The organism is Enterococcus sp. DIV2385, assembly GCF_051711925.1.
Classification (GTDB): Bacteria; Bacillota; Bacilli; order Lactobacillales; family Enterococcaceae; genus Enterococcus; species Enterococcus faecalis.
The window spans coordinates 2,212,060-2,237,199 of record NZ_JBIONV010000001.1 but is presented as its reverse complement, the minus strand read 5'-3'; the positions used below and the strand labels follow the sequence as shown (position 1 = coordinate 2,237,199).

General features: G+C 37.5%; 27 protein-coding genes. 21 read left to right on the top strand and 6 right to left on the bottom strand.

The annotated features are described in order from the left end of the window. Positions 1-130 precede the first annotated feature (130 nt). The 12 genes from IGM04_RS10790 to IGM04_RS10735 all read left to right on the top strand — a co-directional run bounded on the left by IGM04_RS10790 (position 131) and on the right by IGM04_RS10735 (position 12,475). Positions 131-280 carry a teichoic acid D-Ala incorporation-associated protein DltX gene (locus IGM04_RS10790; protein ID WP_002356384.1) on the top strand — a complete coding sequence of 50 codons (150 nt, stop codon included), beginning with the start codon at positions 131-133 and terminating at the stop codon, positions 278-280. Positions 281-294: 14 nt separating this feature from the next. Further along, positions 295-1,815 carry a D-alanine--poly(phosphoribitol) ligase subunit DltA gene (dltA, locus tag IGM04_RS10785; RefSeq protein ID WP_086317995.1) on the top strand — a complete coding sequence of 507 codons (1,521 nt, stop codon included), beginning with the start codon at positions 295-297 and terminating at the stop codon, positions 1,813-1,815. Next, the gene (gene dltB / locus IGM04_RS10780; RefSeq protein WP_002382500.1) at positions 1,812-3,017 is read left to right on the top strand and encodes a D-alanyl-lipoteichoic acid biosynthesis protein DltB; all 1,206 of its coding nucleotides are present in this window, start codon (positions 1,812-1,814) and stop codon (positions 3,015-3,017) included. The genes dltA and dltB overlap by 4 nt, the downstream gene beginning before the upstream one ends. Before the next feature lie 32 nt (positions 3,018-3,049). Further along, on the top strand, positions 3,050-3,286 hold the full coding sequence (gene dltC / locus IGM04_RS10775) for a D-alanine--poly(phosphoribitol) ligase subunit DltC (RefSeq protein ID WP_002356389.1): 237 nt from the start codon (positions 3,050-3,052) through the stop codon (positions 3,284-3,286). Further along, on the top strand, positions 3,286-4,560 hold the full coding sequence (gene dltD, locus IGM04_RS10770) for a D-alanyl-lipoteichoic acid biosynthesis protein DltD (protein WP_002356390.1): 1,275 nt from the start codon (positions 3,286-3,288) through the stop codon (positions 4,558-4,560). The genes dltC and dltD overlap by 1 nt, the downstream gene beginning before the upstream one ends. A gap of 212 nt (positions 4,561-4,772) precedes the next feature. Then, complete coding sequence (locus tag IGM04_RS10765) at positions 4,773-5,855, top strand: M42 family metallopeptidase (protein WP_002367214.1); 1,083 nt, start codon at positions 4,773-4,775, stop codon at positions 5,853-5,855. Positions 5,856-5,875: 20 nt separating this feature from the next. After that, a complete protein-coding gene (locus IGM04_RS10760) occupies positions 5,876-6,667 on the top strand; it encodes a DUF975 family protein (RefSeq protein WP_002372324.1) in 792 nt (263 codons plus the stop codon). A gap of 145 nt (positions 6,668-6,812) precedes the next feature. Continuing rightward, positions 6,813-7,553, top strand: coding sequence for an MBL fold metallo-hydrolase (locus tag IGM04_RS10755; RefSeq protein ID WP_086317996.1), 741 nt, complete (start codon positions 6,813-6,815; stop codon positions 7,551-7,553). Between the two features lie 32 nt (positions 7,554-7,585). Further along, entirely contained in the window at positions 7,586-8,590 is a 1,005-nt protein-coding gene (locus IGM04_RS10750; RefSeq protein WP_002356394.1) for a lipoate--protein ligase, read from the top strand. A gap of 612 nt (positions 8,591-9,202) precedes the next feature. After that, positions 9,203-9,892 carry an O-methyltransferase gene (locus tag IGM04_RS10745; protein WP_002381418.1) on the top strand — a complete coding sequence of 230 codons (690 nt, stop codon included), beginning with the start codon at positions 9,203-9,205 and terminating at the stop codon, positions 9,890-9,892. A 240-nt stretch (positions 9,893-10,132) separates the two neighbouring features. Further along, positions 10,133-10,696, top strand: coding sequence for an alkyl hydroperoxide reductase subunit C (ahpC, locus tag IGM04_RS10740; RefSeq protein WP_002367212.1), 564 nt, complete (start codon positions 10,133-10,135; stop codon positions 10,694-10,696). 96 nt (positions 10,697-10,792) lie between these two features. Further along, positions 10,793-12,475, top strand: a complete 1,683-nt coding sequence (locus tag IGM04_RS10735) for an FAD-dependent oxidoreductase (RefSeq protein ID WP_010827704.1) — start codon at positions 10,793-10,795, stop codon at positions 12,473-12,475. 99 nt (positions 12,476-12,574) lie between these two features. On the opposite strand, the gene IGM04_RS10730 is transcribed toward IGM04_RS10735, so the two are convergent. From IGM04_RS10730 to IGM04_RS10720, 3 genes are all read right to left on the bottom strand, one after another. Next, positions 12,575-13,165 (bottom strand): hypothetical protein, encoded by a 591-nt coding sequence (locus tag IGM04_RS10730; protein ID WP_010827703.1) that lies wholly within the window; start codon positions 13,163-13,165, stop codon positions 12,575-12,577. Between the two features lie 120 nt (positions 13,166-13,285). Continuing rightward, positions 13,286-13,819, bottom strand: a complete 534-nt coding sequence (locus tag IGM04_RS10725; RefSeq protein ID WP_010713133.1) for a 3'-5' exonuclease — start codon at positions 13,817-13,819, stop codon at positions 13,286-13,288. A gap of 33 nt (positions 13,820-13,852) precedes the next feature. Further along, positions 13,853-14,608, bottom strand: coding sequence for an exodeoxyribonuclease III (locus tag IGM04_RS10720; protein WP_002382506.1), 756 nt, complete (start codon positions 14,606-14,608; stop codon positions 13,853-13,855). Positions 14,609-14,814: 206 nt separating this feature from the next. Between IGM04_RS10720 and IGM04_RS10715 the strand changes: the two genes are divergently transcribed. Beyond that, a complete protein-coding gene (locus IGM04_RS10715; protein ID WP_086317997.1) occupies positions 14,815-15,729 on the top strand; it encodes a Gfo/Idh/MocA family protein in 915 nt (304 codons plus the stop codon). A gap of 86 nt (positions 15,730-15,815) precedes the next feature. Then, complete coding sequence (gene murB, locus IGM04_RS10710) at positions 15,816-16,703, top strand: UDP-N-acetylmuramate dehydrogenase (RefSeq protein WP_233701483.1); 888 nt, start codon at positions 15,816-15,818, stop codon at positions 16,701-16,703. Between the two features lie 73 nt (positions 16,704-16,776). Here the strand turns inward: murB and cbpA are convergent, their stop codons facing one another. Further along, on the bottom strand, positions 16,777-17,415 hold the full coding sequence (gene cbpA, locus IGM04_RS10705) for a cyclic di-AMP binding protein CbpA (protein ID WP_002365057.1): 639 nt from the start codon (positions 17,413-17,415) through the stop codon (positions 16,777-16,779). Positions 17,416-17,700: 285 nt separating this feature from the next. Between cbpA and rpmG the strand changes: the two genes are divergently transcribed. The 4 genes from rpmG to IGM04_RS10685 all read left to right on the top strand — a co-directional run bounded on the left by rpmG (position 17,701) and on the right by IGM04_RS10685 (position 19,712). Beyond that, complete coding sequence (gene rpmG / locus IGM04_RS10700) at positions 17,701-17,853, top strand: 50S ribosomal protein L33 (RefSeq protein WP_002356408.1); 153 nt, start codon at positions 17,701-17,703, stop codon at positions 17,851-17,853. Positions 17,854-17,873: 20 nt separating this feature from the next. Then, positions 17,874-18,044, top strand: coding sequence for a preprotein translocase subunit SecE (gene secE, locus IGM04_RS10695; protein WP_002356409.1), 171 nt, complete (start codon positions 17,874-17,876; stop codon positions 18,042-18,044). A 124-nt stretch (positions 18,045-18,168) separates the two neighbouring features. Further along, positions 18,169-18,714, top strand: a complete 546-nt coding sequence (gene nusG, locus IGM04_RS10690) for a transcription termination/antitermination protein NusG (RefSeq protein WP_086317998.1) — start codon at positions 18,169-18,171, stop codon at positions 18,712-18,714. Positions 18,715-18,824: 110 nt separating this feature from the next. Further along, positions 18,825-19,712 (top strand): alpha/beta hydrolase, encoded by an 888-nt coding sequence (locus IGM04_RS10685; RefSeq protein ID WP_002362316.1) that lies wholly within the window; start codon positions 18,825-18,827, stop codon positions 19,710-19,712. A 92-nt stretch (positions 19,713-19,804) separates the two neighbouring features. On the opposite strand, the gene IGM04_RS10680 is transcribed toward IGM04_RS10685, so the two are convergent. Then, positions 19,805-20,527: a MurR/RpiR family transcriptional regulator gene (locus tag IGM04_RS10680; RefSeq protein ID WP_010818518.1), complete on the bottom strand. Its 723-nt coding sequence runs from the start codon at positions 20,525-20,527 to the stop codon at positions 19,805-19,807. 77 nt (positions 20,528-20,604) lie between these two features. Between IGM04_RS10680 and IGM04_RS10675 the strand changes: the two genes are divergently transcribed. The 3 genes from IGM04_RS10675 to IGM04_RS10665 are packed head-to-tail and all read left to right on the top strand — an operon-like array spanning position 20,605 to position 24,192. Beyond that, positions 20,605-22,233: a peptide ABC transporter substrate-binding protein gene (locus IGM04_RS10675; RefSeq protein ID WP_002372306.1), complete on the top strand. Its 1,629-nt coding sequence runs from the start codon at positions 20,605-20,607 to the stop codon at positions 22,231-22,233. Between the two features lie 13 nt (positions 22,234-22,246). Further along, the gene (locus IGM04_RS10670; protein ID WP_025194202.1) at positions 22,247-23,350 is read left to right on the top strand and encodes a M42 family metallopeptidase; all 1,104 of its coding nucleotides are present in this window, start codon (positions 22,247-22,249) and stop codon (positions 23,348-23,350) included. Beyond that, positions 23,347-24,192: a M55 family metallopeptidase gene (locus tag IGM04_RS10665; protein WP_010827695.1), complete on the top strand. Its 846-nt coding sequence runs from the start codon at positions 23,347-23,349 to the stop codon at positions 24,190-24,192. The genes IGM04_RS10670 and IGM04_RS10665 overlap by 4 nt, the downstream gene beginning before the upstream one ends. 63 nt (positions 24,193-24,255) lie before the next feature. Here IGM04_RS10665 and sdaAA read toward each other — a convergent pair whose 3' ends face one another. Beyond that, positions 24,256-25,128: an L-serine ammonia-lyase, iron-sulfur-dependent, subunit alpha gene (sdaAA, locus tag IGM04_RS10660; RefSeq protein WP_002367199.1), complete on the bottom strand. Its 873-nt coding sequence runs from the start codon at positions 25,126-25,128 to the stop codon at positions 24,256-24,258. Positions 25,129-25,140 lie beyond the last annotated feature (12 nt).

Here is a 25,140-nt window from a genome sequence, read left to right as displayed (position 1 = left end):
GAAAATCATGAAAATTTAAGAAGTGACGAAATTGTTAGTTTTTTTATTAAATTGTAAGAAATTTCAATGGACTTTGCTGAAATATAGCATAAAATAATGGATAGCGATTAACCTTAGGAGGTGAATGATAATGAAAACAACTTTTCAGAAAATTCTCAATAACGAAAGTCTTAAATTCATCGGTAAAACGTTATTTTATTCTTTCATTGTCATTGCATTAATTTATCTTTATCATTACAAGAATATCAATGGAGGAACCTTCATTTATAACGAGTTTTAAGGAGGCGGCTATACATGGAAAAAGTAATTAATATGATTCAAACGATTGATGAATGGGCACGTAAAGAACCCCAACGTCCTGTTTATTTAACCGAAGAAAAAGTCTCTACGTATGGAGAGTTAAAAGAAAAATCAGACAATCTAGCCGCTTATTTAGCTGAGCTGAAAACGGACAAGTCAGCGATTGTCGTATACGGAGAATTAGATTTTGAAATGATTGTGAGTTTTCTAGGCGCATCGAAAGCTGGTTTTAGCTATATCCCCATTGATGCACATACACCAAAAGAACGCATTGAACTAATTCTAAACGTAGCCAAACCAACCGCAGTGATTGCTGTGCATGAATGGCCTGAGTTAGCCACCGAAGTGCCAGTAATTACGGCGGAAGAATTAACAGAAATGATGATGCATGCACCCCGACATGCGCCTGCGTTGACGCCTGTCACAGGAGCAAGTAATTACTATATCATTTTCACTTCAGGGACAACTGGCGTACCAAAGGGTGTGCAAATCAGCCATGATAATTTAGTTAGCTTTACGAATTGGTTGTTGCAAGATTTTGGTTTAGAAGAAGGGGCCCGCTTTTTAGCACAGGCACCTTATTCGTTTGATTTATCAGTGATGTCTATTTATCCCGCATTGGCGTTAGGTGGCTCATTAACTCCGTTACCCAATGAAATCATTAACGATTTTAAACAATTATTTACGCGTTTGCCACAATTAACAATCGACGTCTGGGTTTCAACACCGTCCTTTATTGAATTGTGTCTAATGGAACCAACCTTTGATGGTGAACATCTACCAGCACTGCGCACGTTTTTATTCTGTGGAGAAGAATTACCAAAACCAACGGCTGAGAAATTAGCCGCTCGTTTCCCAACTGCGCATATTTATAATACGTATGGGCCGACAGAAGCGACTGTAGCGATTAGTGCCATTGAAATCACTCAAGAAGTTTTAAAAAGTGTCCAACGTTTACCAATTGGGTATGTGAAAGAGGATACGCAAATTTATATTATGGAAGGCATGTCAAAATTACCTGCAGGTGAAATTGGTGAAATCGTCATTGCTGGACCAAGTGTTTCCAAAGGCTATCTAAATAATCCTGCGAAAACAGCTGAAGCTTTTTTCCAATTAGATGGCGTACCAGCTTATCGCACAGGCGATGCTGGAAAGTTAGTCGATAACCTATTGCAGTATGAGGGACGCTTAGATTTTCAAATTAAATTGCATGGCTACCGCATTGAGTTAGAAGAAGTGGATCATCACTTAACGAATGTTTCCTACGTGAAACAAGCAGTCGTTGTGCCGAAATATCAAGGAAATAAAGTCCAACAATTAATTGCCTATGTCGTTCCGCAAGCACATGAATTTTCAAGTGATTTTCAATTAACTAAGGCAATTAAACAAGAATTAGCCACGTTGACAATGGACTATATGATTCCGCAAAAATTTGTATATGTTGAACAATTACCTTTGACAAGTAATGGCAAAATTGATCGGAAAGGGTTGATGAATGAGGTGAATGCCACATGATGAATTTTCCTCATATGATTCCCTATAATGCACCGTATTACTTTGTTCTGCTAATTGCGGCCTTGTTGCCGATGATTTTAACTTTAGCCATTAAAGGGACACGTTGGCCTTGGTATCAAACGCTCGTGACACTGGTCTTTCTATATATCAGTTTTGGTGGCGAATTTTGGCAACAAGGAGTCGCTCTGATTGTATATGTTATTTATCAGACGTTACTAACGTGGGGCTATGCGGCTTATCGAAAAAATAAAAATGCAGGTTGGGTCTTTTATCTGGCTGTCTTTTTAGCTATATTACCGCTTGTTTGGGTGAAAGTTTCTCCCTTCATGACAGGCAAAACAACTTTACTTGGCTTTTTAGGGATTTCTTATTTAACCTTTAAAGCGGTCCAAGTGGTCATGGATTTACGGGATGGCGTAATGAAAGAATATCATCCGTTTCGTTACATTCAGTTTCTCTTGTTTTTCCCGACTATTTCTTCAGGACCCATCGATCGTTATCGGCGCTTTGAAAAAGATTTGAAAAACCCGCCGAGTGCGGAGAAATATTTAGACTTTTTAGAAAAAGGAATTTTTTATTTATTTCTAGGATTTTTATATAAGTTTATTATCAGTCATTATCTTGGTGGTGTCTTTTTACCACATGTGGAAAAAATGGCCTTGGCACAAGGTGGTTTATCCTGGTGGACAGTCGGCTATATGTATAATTACAGTTTGTATCTATTCTTTGATTTCGCAGGCTATAGTTTACTGGCCGTTGGCACAAGTTATTTAATGGGCTATGATACACCAATGAACTTTAACAAACCGTTTCTAAGTTGGAATATTAAAGAATTCTGGAATCGTTGGCACATGACCTTATCTTTTTGGTTCCGTGATTACATTTACATGCGCTTAATGTTTTTCTTAATGAAAAAGAAAGTCTTTAAAAGTCGGATCGTGACTTCTAATATTGGTTACTTTGCGTTGTTCTTAATCATGGGCATTTGGCATGGATTAACGTGGTTCTACATCGCTTATGGGCTCTACCATGCAACACTAATTTGTGTAACAGATGCTTGGCTACGTTTTAAGAAAAAACATAAAGACAAGATACCATCAAACAAATTTACACATGCATTTGCAGTCTTTTTAACTTTCCAAGCGGTTTGTGTCAGCTTCCTGATTTTCTCAGGATTTTTAGACAAACTATGGTTTAAATAAATAAAAATAAAAATATAAAGGGGCAATTTATAATGAACATTCAAGAAACAGTATTAAACATTTTAGAAGATATTACAGGAACAGACGAAGTTGTGAACAATCAAGACATTCAATTATTTGAAGAAGGATTATTGGACTCTTTAGCGACGGTTCAATTATTAGTAGAAATTGAAGGACAATTAGGAATCCAAGTTCCTGTATCAGACTTTGACCGTGAAGTATGGGGAACACCAAAACAAATCATTCAACAAGTGGAAGCTTTACAATAATGTCTAGAAAAAAACGACTAATCAGAATCTTAGGTCCAGTGCTTTGTTCAGCGGTCTTGGTTGCAGTGTTCTTTTTTGCACCGTTCAGAATCAATTTAACTTCCGAAAAAACGTTGAAGGAAGCATCAACGTCAATGGCACCGAACGTTTTAAAAGGCAATGTGATTAAAAACAAAGCAGTGGCTTCTGGTAAATATGTTCCTTTTTTTGGCTCTTCTGAATTAAGTCGATTTAGTGCTTTCCACCCTAGTGTGCTCTCTGAAAAGTATCAACGGAACTACCGACCGTTTTTACTAGGAGAAGCGGGCACACAGTCATTAACCCAAGCAATGGTCATTCATTCGATGGGCGATGCGATTGCCAATAAGAAAGCGGTCTTTATTTTATCTCCGCAATGGTTTGTCAAAAAGGGTGTACCTAATGATAGTTTTGGTGCACACTATTCACAATTACAAACCTATCAATGGTTAGCTAATTTAACCGAATTAACCAGCGGTGACCAATATCTAGCACAACGTTTGACCAAATTTCCAGTTGTTCAAAAAGACAAAGTCTTAATGGAAACCTTGGCAAATCTGCAGGCAGGGCAACTTCCCCAACGCTCTCAACGAGATTATTTTATAATGAATCTCCGTTTCTTGAATCGTGAAGATGAATTGTTTAGCCAAATTGGCATGGTTAGCAGAGAACCAATTGTTGAAAAAGATATGAAACAATTACCTGCTACTTATAATTTTAATGAATTAGATCAGCTAGCTGGAAAAATTGCGGCAAAAGCCATTAATAATAATAAATTTGAAATTAGTAACGGTTTTTATCGCCAACGGATTAAACCAGTTTTACCGAAATTAGCTCATTCACAAAAGAAATGGGATTACCGTTTTTCTCCAGAATATGGTGATTTCCAAGCTGCGTTAGAACAGTTAGCAGAAAAAAATGTCGATGTTTTATTTGTAATCCCACCTGTTAACAAACGTTGGTCGGACTATACGGGCTTGTCACAAGATATGTTGCAACAAGTAGCACGCAAGCTGAAATATCAACTTCAAGAGCAAGGGTTTACTAACATTGCTGACTTCTCAACATGTAGTAATGAACGCTACTTTATGGCGGACACGATTCATTTAGGTTGGCGTGGTTGGCTCGCTGTTGATCGTCAAGTAGATGAATTTATGAAACAACCTGCGTCTAAAAAGTTAGCGTATCAAATTGATGATCGTTTTTATCAGACAGATTGGCAACAACAAAATCCATTGGTCTTACCTCAATTTTAAGAAGGCAAGATGGATCAAGTACCAATTATCTGAAGCGGACTAGAAGCGCTTCGTAACAATGAAAATAGCCTGTACCTGCCGTTGAATAACGAGCGTGCAGGCTGTTTTTTCGTTTATTTTTAGTGGAGAACGTTGCTCAATTTATTTTTTGTAAGTATTTTTTTAGTTCGTGGTATAATGGATAAAATTGGTTTTTGAGGGGAGTTATTTTTATGGATGCAAAAGAAGAAAAAATGTTAATTGATTTAACAAGTGCTAAAGGGATTGCTGGGAATGAAGACGAAGTACGTTCGTTATTTAAAAAGTATGCAGCACCGTATGCGGATAAATTTTTATATGATGGCCTTGGCAGTATTATTGCAAAAAATGTTGGTGATAAAGAAGGACCAAAAGTCTACATTTCTGGGCATATGGATGAAGTCGGTTTCATGGTTACCCAAATCACAGAAAAAGGCTTTTTAAAATTTCAAACCGTTGGTGGTTGGTGGGGGCAAGTGATGTTGGCCCAACAAGTTCAGATTAAAACCACGACTGGTAAGGTTTACCATGGTGTCATTGGGTCTAAACCACCGCATGTGTTAACAGCGGAAGTTCGTAACAAACCCTATGAGATTGCAGATATGTTTATTGATATTGGTGCAAGTAGCGATCAACAAGTTGCAGAATGGGGGATTCATCCAGGAGATATGGTGACACCATATATTGACTATCGTCGCATGAATGATACAAAATTTTTATTGGCAAAAGCGTGGGATAACCGAATTGGTACGGCCGTTTCATTAAAAGTTTTAGAAAATTTAGCGACAGAAGGGCACCCCAATATTTTATTTGCAGGCAGTGATGTGCAAGAAGAAGTGGGGCTACGCGGTGCGCAAACAAGTACGCATCTTGTGAATCCAGACATAGCGTTTGCTTTAGACACAGGAACAGCTGGTGACACACCAGGAATGACACCTAAAGAAGCCGACTCTGTTTTAGGTGAAGGGCCACAAATTTTGATTTATGATGCATCAATGATTCCGCATAAAAAATTACGTGATTTTGTTATTCAAGTGGCGGAAGAAAATAACATTCCCTTCCAATATACAGTGATTACAGGGGGAGGTACGGATGCTGGCCGCATGCATTTAACGCGCAACGGGATTCCATCATTAGCCATCACGGTGCCTGTTAGATATCTGCATTCACATACCTCAGTTATTCATGAAGATGATTATTTCAACACAGTCAAATTAGTCACAGAAGTGGTGAAACGTCTAGATAAAGAAACAGTCGCTAAATTGACTAGTTATTAGTTTCAGAAAGGATGGAATGAATGAAAAGTTTAGTAACAAATTCGCAACATCGTGCCAATGCTCGCAGAGCCCTTGATGGGCAATGGGGGATCATGGCTTGGTTAACTTTCTTAGGAGTGGTTTTACAGAGCTTCTTAACATCGATTGTGCAAAATTTATTTTCTGGTGAAAATCAAGTTTTTCAAAGTAGTTTTGCCGCAGTATTACTGCAAATTTTTGTTTTATTCGCGTTAAGTTATGCGCTATATTACGCAGCCTTGAAGGTGTTACGTGGTGAAAAGGTGCGGGTCAATATTTTAATGAGTGTTTTTCAAGGAAAATATTATGGTCCGCTATTTGTGGTCAACCTACTTCAAAAAGTACTTGAACGTGTAATTGGTTTGTTATTTTTGTTACCAATTTTATTTGGAGCAGGGACAACCTTGTATTTCAAATTGATGTTTAATACAGTTACACCAGAGGAAATTCAGACCTTTTTCTTAAATGATTTTTCCTTTTTCCTAGCGTTTGGCGTTGCCTCTATCTTAATCTTTTTAATTGGCTTATTTGTGAGTGGCGTTTTTCAATTTGCTGTGTGGCTACGTTTTGATAATCCAGAACTGCCAATTATGATGGCATTGAAACAGGCGTTATATTTAATGAAAAATCGTTTTTGGCAATATTTATGTTTACAATTTTCTTTTATTGGTTGGTATATTGTGGGCTTTTTAGCTATTGGTATCGGTCTATTATGGGTGATTCCTTATAACTATGTAGCGTTAGCTAGTTTTTATCAAACTGCCTTAGAAGAAAAAGGTTTAGCCGAAGAATAAAAAAGAAGCTTGAATCCTTCGTTATCTCGACAAAGGGTTCAGGTTTTTTCTTTGGTCTTTTTGTGAAAATTTAAGCGTTTTAACCTCGTTTTTCCGTTATTTTATGGTAACATGGAAGTATCGTATTGAAGGAGGTTGTCCACACATGAAATTGACTGTCTTAGGCTGTTTAGGTGCTTATCCATACAAAGGAGAAGGAACGAGTTCCTATTTGTTAGAATCTGAAGGCTTTCATTTGCTTATTGATGCAGGCAGTACGACATTAGTGCGTTTAGAAAACTATCTAGATCCATTGAAATTAGATGCTGTCATTCTGTCGCATTACCATCATGACCATATCGCAGATTTAGGTGTTTTACAATATTATCGTCAGCTTTATCCAACGCTGGAACCGACGCCTATTTTGCCAATATATGGCCATACACAAGATCAAATGCATTTCAAAGAACTAACGCTTCCTAACGTTTCCGAAGGGAAAGAGTATTTTGAAGCAGAAGAGTTGGCAGTAGGACCATTTTTAATTACTTTCATGGAAACGATTCATCCTGTCACTTGTTACGCGATGCGGATTGTTGAAAAAGCGACCGGCAAAGTCTTTGTCTTTACAGGAGACTCTGGTTACTTAGCAAGTTTTGAAGACTTTGCAAAAGACGCGGATTTATTCTTAGCGGATACGTACTTATTTGAAGGTAATGAACGACATCATGCACATTTTACGTCAAGAGAAGCGGGTGAAATTGCCAAAGCAGCACAAGTCAAACAATTGATGTTGACCCATTTACCACAGCATGGGTCATTGGAACAACTACGGAAAGAAGCGCAAAACTATGCTGGAACGGAAATTCCAGTGACATTAGCCCAACCAGATTTAACAGTTGAGATTTAAAAAAGTAACTATACCAAGGGAGAGAACCGATTGTGATTTTTGTACCGAATGAAAATAATGACCCACGAGTGAACTTAGCAATTGAAACATATTTGTTAACAGAAATGCCTTTAGATGAGCCCATTCTTTTATTTTACATTAACGAGCCGTCAATCATTATTGGCCGTAACCAAAATACAATTGAAGAAATTAACAAAGAATATGTAGATGAGCACGGCATTCATGTTGTTCGTCGCTTAAGTGGCGGCGGCGCCGTTTATCATGATCATGGTAATTTGAATTTTAGTTTTATTATGCCAGATGACGGCAACTCTTTCCGTGATTTTGCGAAAGTTACCCAACCAATTATTCAAGCATTGCACGACTTAGGCGTTGAAGGTGCCGAATTAAAAGGGCGCAATGACCTAGTGATTAATGATATGAAGTTTTCAGGAAATGCGATGTACGCTACCAACGGCCGCATGTTTGCACATGGAACCTTAATGTTTGATAGTGATATTGATGAAGTTGTAAATACATTGAAAGTACGGAAAGATAAAATCGAATCTAAAGGTATCAAGTCTGTTCGTTCACGGGTAACAAACATTAAACCATTTTTATCTGAAGATAAACAAGAGATGACAACGGAAGAATTCCGCCAAGAAATTCTTTTGAAAATTTTCGGCGTAGATTCGATCGACCAAGTTAAAACGTATGAATTAACTGATCAAGACTGGGCGGCTATTAACAAAATTTCAGAGCAATACTATCGCAATTGGGATTGGAATTATGGTAAATCACCTGCATTTAACTTAGAACGTCGCCATCGTTTTCCAATTGGCTCAATTGAAATGAAAATGAATGTGGCGGATGGTGCCATTCAAGAAATTAAAATCTTTGGGGACTTCTTTGGTCTTGGTGAAATTAAAGATGTTGAAGATATTTTAACCGGCGTGAAATATGATAAAGCTTCTTTAGAAGAAGCCATTGATCAAATTGACGTTAAAAAATACTTTGGCAATATCGAAAAAGAAGATTTGCTTGGGTTAATTTATTAAAAAAAAGACAGCCGTTTCAAACGGTTGTCTTTTTTCTAGCTAAAAATAATTTTTAGCTTTTAGAAAGGTAGTGCTATGTGCAAAATCGTCGAAACGATTTTTATCAGGGAACTATCAAATAGCTCGCCTGCATATGTACTTGAACCAAGTCAAATCCGGGAATTTGGTTATGTGCTTCACTATAAATCACTATCTGTAAAGAGTATACAAGATTTCCTTTCTTTTGTGATATCAAATTTTTACAGACAAAGTAGTAAAATTTGACGTTTCTTATTTTAGCAAGGTTATAGGCTTGTTTTGGGGCTTGAATTAGCAAGAATTAATAGTGATTTAAGGGAAAATATTAACATATGTAGAAATATTTTTATAAGAAATAACGAGAAAAAATCAATAGGTATGTTCTTGAGGGCTACTTTTTGACGTTTTCTGAATAAAACTTAATAAAAAATAGCAGAAACAAAGAAAAAATGTGCTTACAAGAAGTAATCCGCACTTAGCTAGGAAGTTAAGAATGTGCATGTTATTTTCAAACAAATAATAAGAATCCTATTTCAATCCTTTACAGAGGAACAAGGACTTCGTATAATAAAGGGACGAAAAGGAGCGAAAGTGATGAGAAACGAAATGATGCATCGACCAGTCGTTAAACCAGAATTGGTTGAGTATATGCGTACAAAACAAAAGAAACTTCCCGGAGAATTAGGTGCAGTGGAGGCGGAAGCCAATGAAGCAGGGGTACCGATTATTCCGCACGAAACAGTAGTTTTTCTACAATTTTTGCTAGGACAACTAAAGCCCAAAAATATTTTAGAAATCGGGGCAGCAATTGGTTTTTCTTCAAGCTTGATGGCCCAATTTGTCGGTGAAGATGGTCACGTGACCACGATTGATCGTTTTGACGTAATGATAAAAAAAGCGAAGAAAACCTACCAACGCCTAGACTTAGAAGAAAAGGTCACTCTTTTAGAAGGACAAGCAGCTGAGATTCTACCAACGTTGGAAGGACCTTATGACTTTATTTTTATGGATAGTGCCAAATCAAAATACATTGAATTTTTACCTGAATGTTTACGGTTGCTACCAGTTGGCGGCGTTTTAATGGTGGATGATGTATTTCAAGCTGGGACAATTTTAGACCCTGCTGAGGAAGTACCGAAAAAAAATCGAGCGATTCATCGTAAATTAAACCAATTTTTAGATGTAGTCATGGCTCACCCTGATTTAACTTCTACTTTAGTTCCTCTCGGTGATGGAGTTATTTTAATTACCAAAGAGAAAGAAACGATTATTTTAGATAGTTAAAGAATGTCTTCACAAAAAGAAAGCGAATCGTTAAAAAGCAAGTTCTTTTAATGATTCGCTTTCTTTTTTATGTTATTTAAAAAGTTATCTCACTATTTCTAATTGAGAATGATAATCATAGAATTCTCAATAGGACAGTATTATGTGTTAATAAAACCTCGTTTGTTTATAATTATTCTATTGACGGAATAATTATAAACTGTTATCCTTAAAGAGTAAAAAAACAGAGGAGGAACGACAATGAATTTAATTAATCAAAAACTTTTTGACTTTGAATGTGATGCCTATCACGATGGTGAATTTACACGAGTATCAACAGAAGATATTTTAGGAAAATGGAGTATTTTCTTCTTTTATCCAGCTGATTTTTCTTTCGTGTGTCCTACGGAATTAGGGGATATGCAAGAGCATTATGCGCATTTACAGGAATTAAATTGTGAGGTTTACTCTGTTTCAGAAGATAGTCATTATGTGCATAAAGCATGGGCTGACGCTACAGAAACGATTGGAAAAATTAAATATCCAATGTTAGCCGATCCCAACGGTCAACTTGCTCGTTTCTTTGGCGTTTTAGATGAAGCTTCTGGAATGGCTTACCGTGCTTCATTTATTGTGAGTCCAGAAGGGGACATCAAATCTTATGAAATCAACGACATGGGTATTGGTCGTAATGCTGAAGAACTTGTTCGTAAATTAGAAGCTTCTCAATTTGTAGCAGAACATGGTGATAAAGTTTGTCCAGCCAATTGGCAACCAGGAGAAGAAACAATTGCGCCAAGCTTAGATTTAGTTGGTAAAATTTAAATTCGCTTTGTAAATAGAGGTCAAAGAGTTGGATAAAACAGAGAAAATGTTTTGTTCAGCTCTTTTTCTGAAACACAGAAGAAAGAGGAGAAGCAAGTGACAGAAGAAATCTACGATTTGATTATTATTGGTGGCGGCTCAGCTGCTTTATCTGCAGGTATCTATGCAGGTCGCGCAATGATGGATACCTTAATTATTGAAAAAGACAAAATTGGCGGACAGGTAACGACGACTTCTGAAATTGTGAACTATCCAGCGATTCGTCACACAACAGGTCCAGAACTAATGGAAGAAATGCGCATTCAAGCACAAGACTTCGGTGTAGCTTTTACAAAAGACGAGATTATTGATGTTGATTTTAGTCAAACGATAAAAACTGTTCAATCGGCGAGTCAAACCTACCAAGCATATGCAGTATTGATTGCGACAGGGGCCTCTGCTCGTAAAATTGGTTTCCCTGGTGAAAGTGAATTTACAGGACGCGGCGTGGCCTATTGTTCTACTTGTGATGGGGAGTTTTTCCAAGGCCTAGATATTTTTGTGATTGGTGGCGGTTATGCAGCAGCGGAAGAGGCCGTTTATTTGACACGTTACGGTAAATCAGTAACGATGATTATCCGAGAACCCGATTTTACATGTGCAAAATTAACTGCGGAGGCGGCCAAAAATCACCCGAAAATTAAGATTGTTTATAACACAGAAGTGAAAGAAATTACGGGAGATGATTTTGTCCGGAAAGCTGTGTTTGTCAATAACCAGACGGGAGAAGAAACGGTTTATGAAGCACCAAAAGACAGTACATTTGGTCTGTTTGTTTTTGCTGGAAATAAACCAAGTACAGAAATTTTTGAAGGGAAAATTGCCTTAGACCGTGGGTATGTGCCAACAACTGAGAATATGGAAACCAATATTCCTGGCGTTTATGCAGCAGGAGATTTACGAATAAAAGAATTACGTCAAATTGTGACGGCGGTTGCAGACGGTGCAATTGCCGCCACTCATGCGCAACGTTACGTGACAGAACAAAAAACACAGGCGGGCCAACCGATTGTAACGAAGCGAATGACTGAACGATTAGCTAATCAATCTGCCCCTGAAACAAACAGTCAGCAATCAAAAGAAAAACAGCCAGCGAAAGTTACTGGTAAGCATCAGTGGTTCCCAGAAAGTATGCGCCAACAATTAAGCGGTATTTTCGCTAAACTAACCAAAAAAGTGACATTGCTTCAGTTTTTGGATGCAAGTGATGAAAAATCATTGGAACTTCAGTCATTCTTAACAGAATTTGCAAGTCTGGATCAGAAGATTACTTTAGAAACGATTTTGAAAGATACTGAGCCAGCCAAAGAATTGCTGTATGGGATTGAAAAAATGCCTAGCGTTGTGCTCTTAGATGCGGCAGGAAACTATACAGGAATTAAATTTAGTGGTATTCCTAGTGGACATGAAGTAAACTCGTTGGTTTTGGCGGTTTATAATGTCGGCAGCGAGGGGCAGCCGTTAGAAGCAAGTCTGCAAAAGAACATACTTGCATTGCCAAAAAGAAAAATAGAAATCTTTGTTTCACTAACATGTCATTTCTGTCCCGATGTCGTGGCCGCTTGCCAACGGATTGCATCAATTAATCCTCATGTTGAAGCAGAAATGGTGGACATTAGTCTATTTCCAGAGTTGAAAAAAGAAAAGAAAATTATGAGCGTTCCAGCAATGCTGATTGATGGCGAACAAATGATTTTTGGTTCAAAAACAATGACCGAAATTATTGAAGCCTTGGCTTAAAAGAGGCGGAAAAAAGTAAATAGCCTAAAGACCTAAGTCATTCAAAAAAGTGAGAAATACGTCGAGATGATGTATTTCTCACTTTTTTCGCATAGTTAGTCAAGTACCTTTTTTGATTAAGCGATTGAGTTTCCTAAAAAGAATTAAAAAGACACAACAGCAAATGAACAATAGGCTTCCTGTTAGTGGTAAAAAGATACCTTGCATGTAGCTATCGATATGCATTAAACCAGGCACCTCGCTGAAAAAATCATGGATAAACTGTTGAATGAGCTTATTAGCTAGAAAAGCAGCTAAAGGCAAAACAAAAATCAAATAATAGATGGGTTGTAAGGCATAGCTAATTAAAATTTGTAATTTTGTCGTACCTAAAAGAGCTAAGATCAGTAAGTCGTTTTTTTGCTCTAAAAAAGTTAGGAAGAAAGCTCGGCAAATATAACTAATCAGGAAGAAAAAGAGTGTTCCAGCGCTGATTCCAGCCAAACCTCTGAAAATTTTCAAGGGAGGAATCACTGCATAATTATCAAGAAGAATCATTTGTGAAAGCCATCGAGAAAACAACAAAGTCAATAATAGAGCAGAAAAAGTCAGAAAACTAATAATAAAGATAAGAATCAACGTACTAAATTGGTTTTTTGAGCGCCACGCATTTTTGAGAGAGTCTGTGAATAAGTAAAGAATCGAATACATCATCGCGTCCTTTCTGAAAAATTTTTGTTTTAGCGGAAAAGTTATGTAAAAGAAAAGACGTTATCTCCTGCCAACTAGCCAATGAAAGAGATAACGCCTTCGCTGGAAACAAGAACTGGATTATTTCACCAATACTAATTTTTTTAAAGGTTCAACCCCAAATCGTTGTTCTTGCTGTAAAAGAATTTCGGCACAAGCACGGCTATCTTCTAAAGCATCATGATGATTATTTAAAGTGATATTGAGGTTTTCACAAACGGTATTTAATTTATGATTAGGAAATTCAGGAAACAGTTTGCGACTCGTTTTGACAGTACATAAAGAAAGGTAATTAGGTTGTTCTAAGCCATAGTAATCTAAACAGCCAGCCAAAACGCTACAATCAAAACTTGCATTGTGAGCGACCACTAACCGATTTGGCTGAAAACAATGCTGAATTTGTTGCCATACTTCAGGGAATTTGGGCGCATTGGCAACATCTGATTCATGAATGCCGTGAATTTGCGTATTTCGCCAGAAAAAAGGTGTTTCTGGTTTGATTAACGTGTAAAATTCATCCACAATCCGACTATTTTCTACTTTAACAATTGCAATGGAACAGGCACTATGTTTATCATAACTAGCTGTTTCAAAGTCAAAAGCGTAAAAGTTCATTAAAAAAACTCCTTTCAACGCGTTGAGTAACACTTAAAAATCAAGTACAACTTCCACTGGACAATGATCACTACCAAGAATATCTGTATGGATTTTAGCACTGACTAAACGTTCATTCAAGGATTCTGACACAACGAAATAGTCAATCCGCCAACCTGCGTTATTTTTTCGTGCATTAAAGCGATAACTCCACCATGAGTAGATGCCCTCAGCTTCTGGATAAAAATAACGGAATGTATCAGTGAAACCACTGTCTAATAACTCAGTAAATTTTTGCCGTTCTTCAGGCGTGAACCCCGCATTTTTTTGATTGGTTTTCCAATTTTTTAAATCAATATTTTGATGAGCTACGTTTAAATCACCGCAAAGAATTACGGGTTTTTCTTGATTTAATTCGTTTAAATAGGCACTAAAAGCATCTTCCCATGTCATTCGATAAGCTAAACGCTTTAGTTCAGCTTGTGAGTTTGGTGTGTAGCAAGTAACTATGAAAAATTCTGGATATTCTAACGTGATCACGCGGCCTTCTTGATCGTGAGCCTCGATACCTAAGCCATAGCGAACACTTAACGCTTCTTCTTTAGCGAAAATTGCTGTGCCAGAATAGCCTTTTTTTTCGGCGTAATTCCAATACTGATGATAGCCAGGAAGTTCTAAATCAATTTGCCCAGCTTGTAATTTTGTTTCTTGTAAACAGAAAAAATCTGCATCTAATTCATTAAAAACATCCATAAAATTCTTTTTAACAACCGCTCGTAAGCCGTTGACATTCCAAGAAATACATTTCATTGTTGAAACTCCTTTCAAATAAGAAACGCTTTTGCTCGTTTCAGTGCAAACCAGAACCAAAGAAAAGGTCGCTTGGTGCTTTCTTCTATTCTAATACTTTTTAAAGAAGTTTTAAATACTTGAAAAGAAAAAGAGAAAATGACTGATTTTTGGAAAGAAGTAGTCTATGATAAAATAGTAAAAAGAGCAGAAATGAGGACAAACGAATGAAAATTGGAGTCATTGGTTTAGGAAATATTGCACAAAAAGCGTATTTGCCAACTTATAGTGAATGCCGCCATTTGGCAGAGTTTGTGTTAGCAACTAGAAACCCAGAAACACGACAAAAAATCGCTGATCAGTATGGCTTTACAGAAATCGTTGGGACCATAGAAGAATTGATTGAAGCAAAGATTGATGCTTGTTTTGTCCATGTAGCCACAAAAGTGCATGGTGCAGTCGTTCGCCAATTATTACAGGCTGGTATTCACGTCTTTGTGGACAAACCTTTAAGTGAAGAGCTTGCTGAAGTCAAAGAATTACAAGCATTGGCAGCAGCAAAAAATCTGTGTCTGATGGTTGGTTTCAATCGTCGTTTTGCCCCTTATACGGAAGTATTGAAAAATATTCCTGAAAAACAAACTATTTTTATTAAAAAGAACCGCATCAATACAACGAGAGAAACAAGTTTTATGATGTATGATTTATTTTTACATGTCGTTGATACCGCAGTTTATTTAGCGGAAGGACCGCTCCACGTGGTGCAGTCAAAATTAGTGGAAGAAAACGGTTATTTAAAACGAGCAATTTTACAATTAGAAACCGAACAGACAACGATTGTTTGTTCCATGGATTTACACTCTGGGGCCAATACTGAAACTTTTGAAGTCACCAGCCCCACAGGTACTTATCGCTTGGAAAATTTAACGCATTTGACCATCCAAACAGAAGAAGAATACCAAGTAAAAGAGATGGGAGATTGGACGCCAACATTGGAAAAAAGAGGTTTTTACCAAATGGTTACTGCTTTCATCCAGGCCATTAAAAAACCGCAAGAGCAAGAGTTAAAACAAGAAAAAGTCTATGAAAGTCATGCGTTATGTGAAGAAATGCTACGCCAACAACAACGGCATGTTCTTTAAAGAGGACTAGCAACTTTCTTTCTATCATGCTAGAATAAGACAGATATTTTGAAAAGAAAGGACTAACTTTCGTGAACACTAAAGCTATGTTAGAAACATTAAACGAAATTACTTTATTAGTAGATGAACCATTAAAAAACGTAACCTTTACCAAAACAGGCGGCCCAGCTGATGTGTTGGCCTTACCCAAAACAAAAAAAGAAGTCGAAGAGATTGTGGCGTATTGCCGAGAACAAGGACTTTCATGGTTAGTATTAGGCAATGCTAGCAACTTGATTGTTCGTGATGGCGGTATTCGCGATGTCGTGATTATGCTAACAGAAATGAAAGAAATCAAAGTAGCCGGTACCACCATGATTGTGGATGCTGGTGCCAAGCTGATTGATACAACCTACGAAGCCTTAGCAGCTGATTTAACTGGTTTTGAATTTGCTTGTGGCATTCCAGGAAGTGTCGGCGGTGCTGTTTATATGAATGCTGGAGCATATGGCGGGGAAATTAAAGATGTTTTCCAGTCTGCAGAAGTGCTGTTGGCAGATGGAACTATCCAAACAATGACGAAAGAAGACCTGAATTTCCGTTATCGTCATAGTGAAATTCAAGAATTACATTGCATTGTCTTGCAAGCAACGTTTGCTTTAGAAAAAGGAAACCATGCAGAAATTAAAGCCCAAATGGATGAATTAACGGAACTTCGTGAACTGAAGCAACCGCTAGAGTATCCCTCTTGTGGCAGTGTCTTTAAACGCCCTGTTGGTCATTTTACAGGAAAATTAATCCAAGACGCTGGCTTACAAGGCTTAAAATGGGGCGGTGCTCAAATTTCTGAAAAGCATGCGGGATTTATTGTTAACATCGATCATGCAACCGCAACAGATTATGTGGAATTAATTGCACATATCCAAGGAGTGATTAAAGAAAAATTTGATGTTGAATTGCAAACGGAAGTTCGAATTATTGGTGAAGAAGTCTAAAAAATAAGCTAGGGAGGTAAGTCATTTTGACTTGCCTCCCTAGCTTTAAATCCTAAGCTAAAGGTCGTAAATTTTACTCGTCTTCTAAATTTTCCAATTCTACAACTTTAAAGTTTTTCCGCTCTAAATGTTCTACAATGGCTGTACACGTTTCGGCAGTTGTGCCGGCTGGTAAAGTAATAAGTGTGCGACGAACAAATTCTTCACTATCGACATCCAATGTAATACAGCTGGCGATGCTGCTATATTTGGCAATGATTTTTGAAATGGCTGCTAAGTCGCCTTGTTGACCAACTGAAGCAATTGTTAAAACGTAGCTCCCTTGTTTTACATTCCAAGATTGCGCTAAAATATTTAATAAGGTGCTGTGTGTTAAAATGCCGTAAAAATAATTATTTTCATCTAAAACAGCAATGTAAGGTAGTTCTTTAATAGTAAAAAATACCTTGAAAAATGAAGTGTTGACATAAATAAATTTTGTGGCATTTTTTAACAAATAGGTAACAGGTAAACTCATATCGCCACCGTTTGCTTTGTGGCGGTAAATATGCATTTTATAAATATTTCCTCGGAAAATTTTTCCAGATTCGTCTAAAATTGGGACACAACGGTAACCTGAGTCTTCTAAAATAGAAAGAGCTTCTTCTAGAGTACAAGATTCATTGACGGTTGTTAAATTATCTTTTTTAATAACTACAGATTTTAATAACATAAACAGGCCTCCTAAGGGTTCATTTTTAATAAATTTATCATATCATAACTTAGCAGAAAACAATAGCTGAGACCTCAGAATAAAAGCAATTTTGTTAAAATAAATAGAAAATAAAGAAAAATCAGATATTTTATAAAAGAAATCAAGCACGTATTCGCGATAATGGTAAAAAATTACGTAAGAATCGGCACAGCGCTTCTTTAAAAAGTAAATTAAACTTTGACAACTTTTTCGAATAATGGTACTGTTAAGAAGTAAATTTGTGAATAGAGGAGGTCGAAGAACATGGCAACAAAGAAAGCAGCTCTTGCTTGTTCCGTTTGTGGCTCTCGCAACTATTCTAAATCCGTTAGTGAAGGTAAACGTGGCGAACGCTTAGAAATCAATAAATTCTGTAAATATTGTAATCAATACACGTTACATAAAGAAACGAAATAGATTTAGAGGAGGGTATCAACATGAAATTTTTCCGCAGCGTTGCTGATGAGATGAAGCAAGTAACTTGGCCAACAAAAAAACAATTGCGTAAAGATACATTAGTTGTAATTGAAACATCTATTTTATTTGCAGCATTGTTCTTTATCATGGATACTGTTATCCAAACGGCATTTGGCTGGATTTTAAAATAATTAATTCTAGTATTTCCCGACGAGGGGTGCTATAATAGTATTCGAGAAAAAGCTTCGGGAAACTGAGCTTTTTTTATTTGCTCGAAAAAAATAAACTAAAACATTTAAAGGAGCCGAATCAGTAATGGAAACTTTTGAAAGAAATTGGTACGTATTGCACACCTATTCAGGCTATGAAAATAAAGTAAAAGCAAACATTGAATCACGTGCACAAAGCATGGGGATGGGCGATTATATTTTTCGTGTCGTTGTACCAGAAGAAACAGAAAAAGAAGTCAAAAATGGTAAAGAAAAAGAAATCGTTCATAAAACTTTCCCTGGTTATGTGTTAGTGGAAATGATTATGACCGATGATTCTTGGTATATTGTTCGTAACACGCCAGGCGTAACTGGTTTTGTAGGCTCACATGGTGCTGGTAGTAAACCCGCTCCTTTATTACAAGAAGAAATTAACCACATTTTACGTTCAATTGGCATGAGCTCCCGTCAATCAGACTTAGAAGTAGCGCTAGGCGATACAGTGAAAATTATCGAAGGTGCCTTTTCTGGTCTTGAAGGTGTTGTGACAGAAATCGATGAAGAAAAACAAAAATTAAAAGTAAACATCGATATGTTTGGTCGTGAAACAAGTACAGAATTAGACTTTGAACAAGTCGATAACATTGATTAATAAACAAGCTGACAAACTATTGTTCAGCTGATTGATACAGATTGTAGGGTCTGGAAAAGCAGTCAACTGACTTCTTTTCCAAGCCCTTTTTTAGTTCATCGCAGAAAGGAATGAAAAAAATGAAACATGCCCAAAAATATCGTTATTTTTCTTTGCTAATGGGTCTTGTTCTATTATTAAGTGCTTGCCAAATTGGGGCAACCACGAAGAATGACAATCAAGCCGCCACAAAAGAAGCAACTGTTGAGTTAAACCGCACAACAACACCAACACTTTTTTTTCATGGTTACGCAGGAACTAAAAATTCGTTTGGCTCGTTACTGCATCGCTTGGAGAAACAAGGTGCCACAACTCAAGAATTAGTGCTACTCGTTAAACCTGATGGGACCGTGGTTAAAGAGCGAGGAGCTTTAAGTGGCAAAGCGACGAATCCCAGTGTTCAAGTTCTATTTGAAGATAATAAAAACAATGAATGGAATCAAACAGAATGGATAAAAAACACATTACTCTATTTACAAAAAAATTATCAAGTGAACAAAGCCAATATTGTCGGGCACTCTATGGGTGGTGTTAGTGGTTTACGTTATTTAGGAACCTATGGGCAAGATACATCGTTACCTAAAATTGAAAAATTCGTCAGCATTGGAGCACCTTTCAATGATTTTATTGATACGAGTCAACAGCAAACCATCGAAACGGAACTAGAAAACGGCCCCACAGAAAAAAGTAGCCGCTATTTGGATTATCAAGAGATGATCAATGTTGTTCCAGAAAAACTGCCCATTTTATTAATTGGTGGTCAATTAAGTCCAACAGATTTAAGTGATGGAACGGTACCGTTATCTAGTGCCTTAGCAGTCAACGCCTTGCTAAGACAGCGAGGAACTCAAGTCACTAGCCAGATTATTAAAGGAGAAAATGCACAACATAGCCAATTACATGAAAATCCTGAAGTAGATCAATTGCTAATCGAATTTCTATGGCCGAGTAAAAAATAGCAAAAAGGCACATGTTCCATAAAAAATGGAACATGTGCCTTTTTCTATACTTGGGCTAGCGAAATAGCTTTTTTCAGCTATAATAAATAAAATTATTTATTTTTAGGAGATATTGGAATGTAATCCTCATGATTTAAATAAGCACAAATCAAGGCTTCAAAGGTGATTAATGTTTGGCCAAAAAACATTTGTGGCTGAGCGACACTTGTTGAAAACGGGCTGTAAGAGTCAGTTGAAAAAACGAGATCTGCCAGTCGACCAAGAGTTGAATTTTTGGCACCAACAAAAGAAATGATAGGATGTTTTTTCTCTTTCGCAAGCAGAGCTGTTTCTTTTAGGTATTTTTCTTCACCAGAATGTGAAAGAATGATAAAAAGAAAATTCTGATTATTTTGACTATTTATCGAATGAGTATGGGCTGTTGTGATACTGGGGATGCCATGAAAATTGAAAACCTCACTAATGTAAGCCGCCAAATGTCGTGAAAAGTCATGACCTAAAATAACAAATAAATGACTCTTGTGTTTGGCAAGCAGTTGACAAAACTCGTTGGTTGTTTCAAATGAAGGCGCTGTTTCAAAAGGGATTGGCTGAGAAAAATGGGCTTCTTTTAATTTGTAAATAAGTTCATTATAACCTGATAAATTTAATTTTTTGGCTAAACGAATGATGGAACTAGGCGAAGAAAAGCAGTGTTTGGCAACTTCTCGAATACTCAAATCGGCTGCATTCGTACTTTGTTGATCCAAATAATACAAAATCTGACTTTCTGTTTTCGTTAAATGGTACGTTTCTTTTAAGTAATCTAAGTTCATGAGCAAACCTCCTTTATCAGATTATAAATAATTTTGTGGGAAAAAGGTATCAAAAAATAAAAAAATGAGGTGTTTTTATGAAAAGGGCAACAAAGCAAAGGCTGTCTTTGGCAGCAATCATGGTTTTACTTCTCTCGGGCTGTGGAAGTGTTGGGAAAGAAACCAAAAAGCAAGAACAACAGGTATTACGGGTCGGGATTGATTCGGAATTATCAACGGCAGACGTGTCGTTGGCAATGGATAATACAGCAGCAGATGTAATGAGCCAAGTAGGGGAGGGACTTTTCTCCTTTGACGAAAAAGGAGAAGCGAAACCAGCATTGGCAACTGAAAAAGTACAGCCCTCCAATGATGGTTTAAGCTATACTTTTACGATTCGAAAAGATGCAAAATGGAGTAACGGCGAGCCAATCACAGCCAATGATTTTGAATACTCTTGGAAGCGCACAGTGGACCCAAAAACAGCTTCCCCGCAAGCGTATTATTTTGAAGGGCTAAAAAATTATCGTGCTATTGTTGACGGTGGCAAATCTAAAGAAGAGTTAGGGGTAACAGCCATTGATGACCATACCTTGGAAGTAGAGCTAAGCTATCCTATGAGTTATTTTCAACAATTATTGGCGGTGCCAGCTTTTTATCCTTTAAATGAAGCATTTGTCGAAAAAACGGGCAAAAACTATGGTACATCAGCTGAGTCAACACTTTACAATGGCGCCTTCACATTAGAAGGTTGGGATGGCACGAATAATACTTGGTCCTATGTGAAGAATAAAAATTATTGGGATCAAGCGAATGTTTCGCTAGATAAGGTGGATGTCCAAGTCGTTAAAGAAGTCAATACTGGGAAAAATCTTTTCGAAGGGAAAGAATTAGATGTTGTAAAAATTTCTGGAGAAATTGTTGCACAAGAACAAGGCAATGCAGCTTTGAAAATTCGTGAAATTCCTGGAACGTATTATATCCAATTAAATACGCAAAAAGATCTTTTGGCAAATAAGAATGCACGTCGAGCGATAGCATTATCATTGAATTCTGAACGTTTAGCTAAAAATGTTTTAAATGATGGCTCAAAAAAAGCACTTGGCTTCGTACCAACAGGTTTCACTAATCAAGAAACGCAAAAAGATTTTGCAGAGGAATTAGGAGATTTAAATCCTAGTGAACCAGAAAAAGCGAAAGAGTTATGGCAAACGGCTAAAAAAGAATTAGGAATTGAAAAAGCAGAGCTAACGATTTTAAGTTCGGATACAGAAAATGCTAAAAAAATCAGTGAGTATGTTCAAGGAGCTTTAGCAGATAATTTAGAAAATTTAACAGTCAATGTTTCGCCAGTTCCTTTTAATAATCGTTTAGAAAAAAGTCGCAGCGGAGATTTCGACATTGTGGTTGGTGGCTGGACGCCAGTATATGCTGATCCAATCGATTTCTTAAACCTATTGCAATCAAAAAATTCCAATAATTTTGGTAAATGGTCTAATAAGACCTTCGATCAGTTGCTTCAAGAAGCAAACGTAACTTATGCAAATAAATATGAAGAACGTTGGAAAACATTACAAAAAGCGGATCAATTGGTTGCGGAAGAAGCACCCCTAGTTCCTCTTTATCAATTAACAGAAGCACGCTTAGTGGACGATTCTGTCCAAAATTTAGTCTATGGTCCATTAGGTTCAGGCTATTACAAATCAGTCTCTATCAGTGACAAGTAAAGGTTGGGAAAAAATGAAAAAAAGTCAAGCTGTTCAATTAATTCAGGAACTTTCAAATGCTAATGGTGTTTCAGGTTTTGAAACAGAAGTCGTTAGAATCCTTCAACACGCAACTGCGGATTTTACTATTCAACGGCTAGATGCCATTAAAAATTTATATCTTGAGAAGAAAAATAATCTAAGTGAAGGTCCAGTAGTGCTTTTTGATGCTCATAGTGACGAAGTGGGTTTTATGATTCAAGCAATTAAAGAAAACGGTTTGTTGCGTTTTCTTCCGTTAGGTGGCTGGGTCCCTAATACGATTTCTGCACAAAAAGTTCGGATTCGTAACCGGGAAGGCACCTATCTGCCAGGCGTAGTTACTAGTCGGCCCCCTCATTTTATGACACCAGAGGAACGTCAGCGGCCATTAACCATTGCTGATTTGACAATCGATATTGGCGCTACCTCAAAAGAAGAAGTAATTGAAACGTACAAAATCGATCTTGGTGCACCGGTCATTCCAGATGTGACGTGTTGTTACAACGAACAGACAGATCTTTTTTTAGGAAAAGCTTTTGATTGTCGCATTGGCTGTGCTTGCTTAGTGGACGTCATGGAGGAGTTGAAAGAAGAGACACTTCCATTCAAGTTAGTTGCGACAGTAACTGCACAAGAAGAAGTTGGCGAAAGAGGAGCACTTATTGCCGCAAAACAAGTCAATCCTGATTTAGCTATTGTTTTCGAAGGCTGCCCTGCTGATGATACGGCAGAAACGCCAGAGATGATTCAATCAGCAATGGGAAAAGGACCGATGTTACGCTATTTTGATGTTTCTATGATTACGAATCCGGAATTTCAAGAGTATGCACTAGAGATTGCTAAAATACACAAAATTCCTGTTCAAGTTTCTGTTCGAAGTGGTGGTGGAACCAATGGCATGGCGATTACACAAGTTCAAGGAGCCCCGACGATTGTTGTAGGAATTCCTGTCCGTTACGCACACACACACCATTGCTATGTGGACTTTCAAGATTACCAAGCGGCGAAAGAATTAGTCATTCAATTAATCAAAAATTTAGATGCTGACAAAATTCAAGCACTGGTTCAGCCATTGTCAAAGGAGTGGAACAAATGAAAATTTATGTGTCATGCGATATTGAAGGATTAGCAGGTATTGCGACATTTGATATGGAAAAAGAGGATACCGTTTTATTCCGAGAATTATATCACCAACATGTGGCTTGGTTGATTGAAGGGATTCAAAAGAGTGCTAAAAATGAACAAATTACAGAAATTACTATTGCCGATTCGCATAGCCGTGGATTGAATTTAGCTTATGCGCGCTTAGCAGAAATGGATGAACGAATTTCCTTAGTGAGCGGCTTTCCTCGCATGGATTATATGATGAGTGGCTTGGATAGTAGCTATGATGTAGTCTTTTTCTTAGGTTATCATGCTGGTATTGGTAAACAAAAAGGGAATATGGATCATGGGTATAGTGCTAGTGTTGCTTATGATTTAAAAATAAACGAATTAGCGATGAATGAAACGACAATTAATGCAGCTTACGCTAGCGAATTAGGTGTCCCTGTTGGTTTAATTATCGGTGAATCAGGCTTAGAGGAACAACTTTTTCAAGAAAAAATGATGCCCGAAGTCCCCTTTGTTTCCACCAAAGAATCTCTGGGACGTTATGCAATCAAAAATAGACCCATGCAACAAGTTCGGGAAGCTATCGTAGCAACTACAAGTCAGGTGTTAACTTCCTTTGCGTTGTCTGAATTACCCCGATATGCCTTGCAAACACCTGCAACTGTAAAATTGCAATGTGTGACGACAGCACAAGCAGATCGCATTGAAATGTTACCAATGATTAAACGCATTGATGGTAGAACCGTTTCATTTGTGGGTGAAACGATGAAAGATGTCATGAATGGAATTGTCGCTGTGGTTGGTTTAGGCGGAACAAGTGATTAAAGAAGAAGCTTACGGAAAAAACGAATGGACGTTTTTTCTGTAAGCTTCTTGCTATAGTTATTTCTATTTTTGTTTCTCTAGAATTTCTTTGCTTAAACGTTGTGCAGTTGGTGTCACCGCAAGACCGCCTTCAGCGGTTTCCTTGAAAATTTGTGGCATTTGGCGACCCACTTGGTACATTGCGTGGATGACTTCATCTGGTGGAATGACACTTCGGATCCCCGCTAAAGCCATGTCAGCTGAGATGAAGGCTTGAGAAGAACCTAATGCATTTCGCTTCACGCAAGGGACTTCAACAAGTCCTGCAACAGGATCACAAATGAGGCCCATCATATTTTTTATCGTAATAGCCACAGCTTGAGCAGATTGATCAGGCGTACCGCCAGAAGCCGCAACTAAAGCGGCACTGGCCATTGCACTAGCAGAGCCGACTTCAGCTTGACAACCACCTTCGGCACCACTGATTGAGGCATTGTTGGCAATCACTAAGCCAAAAGCCCCAGCTGTAAATAGAAAATCCAATTGTTGCTGATGGGTTAACTTTAAGCGATCAATAACTGCCAACAAGACGCCAGAAACTACTCCGGCACTGCCTGCAGTTGGTGTAGCACAAATCAAGCCCATTTTTGCATTAACTTCATTAACAGCAATCGCATTTCGCACGGCTTGTAAAATGGTCTCACCGCTTAAAAAGTTGCCTGAATGTATGTAATCATTTAAGCGGGTTGCATCGCCACCAGTTAGCCCTGTTACTGAGGTAACACCAGCGATTCCTTCAGCGACAGATTGTTTCATAACGGCTAGATTTTTTTCCATTGTTTCAATAATTCGTTCACGAGAATACCCGCCATGAGCCATTTCTGTTGCAATCATTAATTCGCTCACAGAAGGGTACTCTTTCGCTTGAGCTACCAAATCTTCAATTGAATAAAACATCGTATTACTCCT

Bases quoted from the DNA above. Each gene is read 5' to 3' on its own strand.
- IGM04_RS10720 (WP_002382506.1), bottom strand. From the start codon at position 14,608: ATGAAATGTATTTCTTGGAATGTCAACGGCTTACGAGCGGTTGTTAAA.
- IGM04_RS10670 (WP_025194202.1), top strand. From the start codon at position 22,247: ATGAAAAAAAGTCAAGCTGTTCAATTAATTCAGGAACTTTCAAATGCT.
- dltC (WP_002356389.1), top strand. From the start codon at position 3,050: ATGAACATTCAAGAAACAGTATTAAACATTTTAGAAGATATTACAGGA.
- dltD (WP_002356390.1), top strand. From the start codon at position 3,286: ATGTCTAGAAAAAAACGACTAATCAGAATCTTAGGTCCAGTGCTTTGT.
- nusG (WP_086317998.1), top strand. From the start codon at position 18,169: ATGGAAACTTTTGAAAGAAATTGGTACGTATTGCACACCTATTCAGGC.
- IGM04_RS10675 (WP_002372306.1), top strand. From the start codon at position 20,605: ATGAAAAGGGCAACAAAGCAAAGGCTGTCTTTGGCAGCAATCATGGTT.
- murB (WP_233701483.1), top strand. From the start codon at position 15,816: ATGTTAGAAACATTAAACGAAATTACTTTATTAGTAGATGAACCATTA.
- IGM04_RS10665 (WP_010827695.1), top strand. From the start codon at position 23,347: ATGAAAATTTATGTGTCATGCGATATTGAAGGATTAGCAGGTATTGCG.
- IGM04_RS10685 (WP_002362316.1), top strand. From the start codon at position 18,825: ATGAAAAAAATGAAACATGCCCAAAAATATCGTTATTTTTCTTTGCTA.
- secE (WP_002356409.1), top strand. From the start codon at position 17,874: ATGAAATTTTTCCGCAGCGTTGCTGATGAGATGAAGCAAGTAACTTGG.
- IGM04_RS10730 (WP_010827703.1), bottom strand. From the start codon at position 13,165: ATGTATTCGATTCTTTACTTATTCACAGACTCTCTCAAAAATGCGTGG.
- rpmG (WP_002356408.1), top strand. From the start codon at position 17,701: ATGGCAACAAAGAAAGCAGCTCTTGCTTGTTCCGTTTGTGGCTCTCGC.
- ahpC (WP_002367212.1), top strand. From the start codon at position 10,133: ATGAATTTAATTAATCAAAAACTTTTTGACTTTGAATGTGATGCCTAT.
- IGM04_RS10790 (WP_002356384.1), top strand. From the start codon at position 131: ATGAAAACAACTTTTCAGAAAATTCTCAATAACGAAAGTCTTAAATTC.
- IGM04_RS10755 (WP_086317996.1), top strand. From the start codon at position 6,813: ATGAAATTGACTGTCTTAGGCTGTTTAGGTGCTTATCCATACAAAGGA.
- cbpA (WP_002365057.1), bottom strand. From the start codon at position 17,415: ATGTTATTAAAATCTGTAGTTATTAAAAAAGATAATTTAACAACCGTC.
- IGM04_RS10745 (WP_002381418.1), top strand. From the start codon at position 9,203: ATGAGAAACGAAATGATGCATCGACCAGTCGTTAAACCAGAATTGGTT.
- IGM04_RS10715 (WP_086317997.1), top strand. From the start codon at position 14,815: ATGAAAATTGGAGTCATTGGTTTAGGAAATATTGCACAAAAAGCGTAT.
- IGM04_RS10725 (WP_010713133.1), bottom strand. From the start codon at position 13,819: ATGAACTTTTACGCTTTTGACTTTGAAACAGCTAGTTATGATAAACAT.
- dltA (WP_086317995.1), top strand. From the start codon at position 295: ATGGAAAAAGTAATTAATATGATTCAAACGATTGATGAATGGGCACGT.
- IGM04_RS10760 (WP_002372324.1), top strand. From the start codon at position 5,876: ATGAAAAGTTTAGTAACAAATTCGCAACATCGTGCCAATGCTCGCAGA.
- IGM04_RS10765 (WP_002367214.1), top strand. From the start codon at position 4,773: ATGGATGCAAAAGAAGAAAAAATGTTAATTGATTTAACAAGTGCTAAA.
- dltB (WP_002382500.1), top strand. From the start codon at position 1,812: ATGATGAATTTTCCTCATATGATTCCCTATAATGCACCGTATTACTTT.
- sdaAA (WP_002367199.1), bottom strand. From the start codon at position 25,128: ATGTTTTATTCAATTGAAGATTTGGTAGCTCAAGCGAAAGAGTACCCT.
- IGM04_RS10680 (WP_010818518.1), bottom strand. From the start codon at position 20,527: ATGAACTTAGATTACTTAAAAGAAACGTACCATTTAACGAAAACAGAA.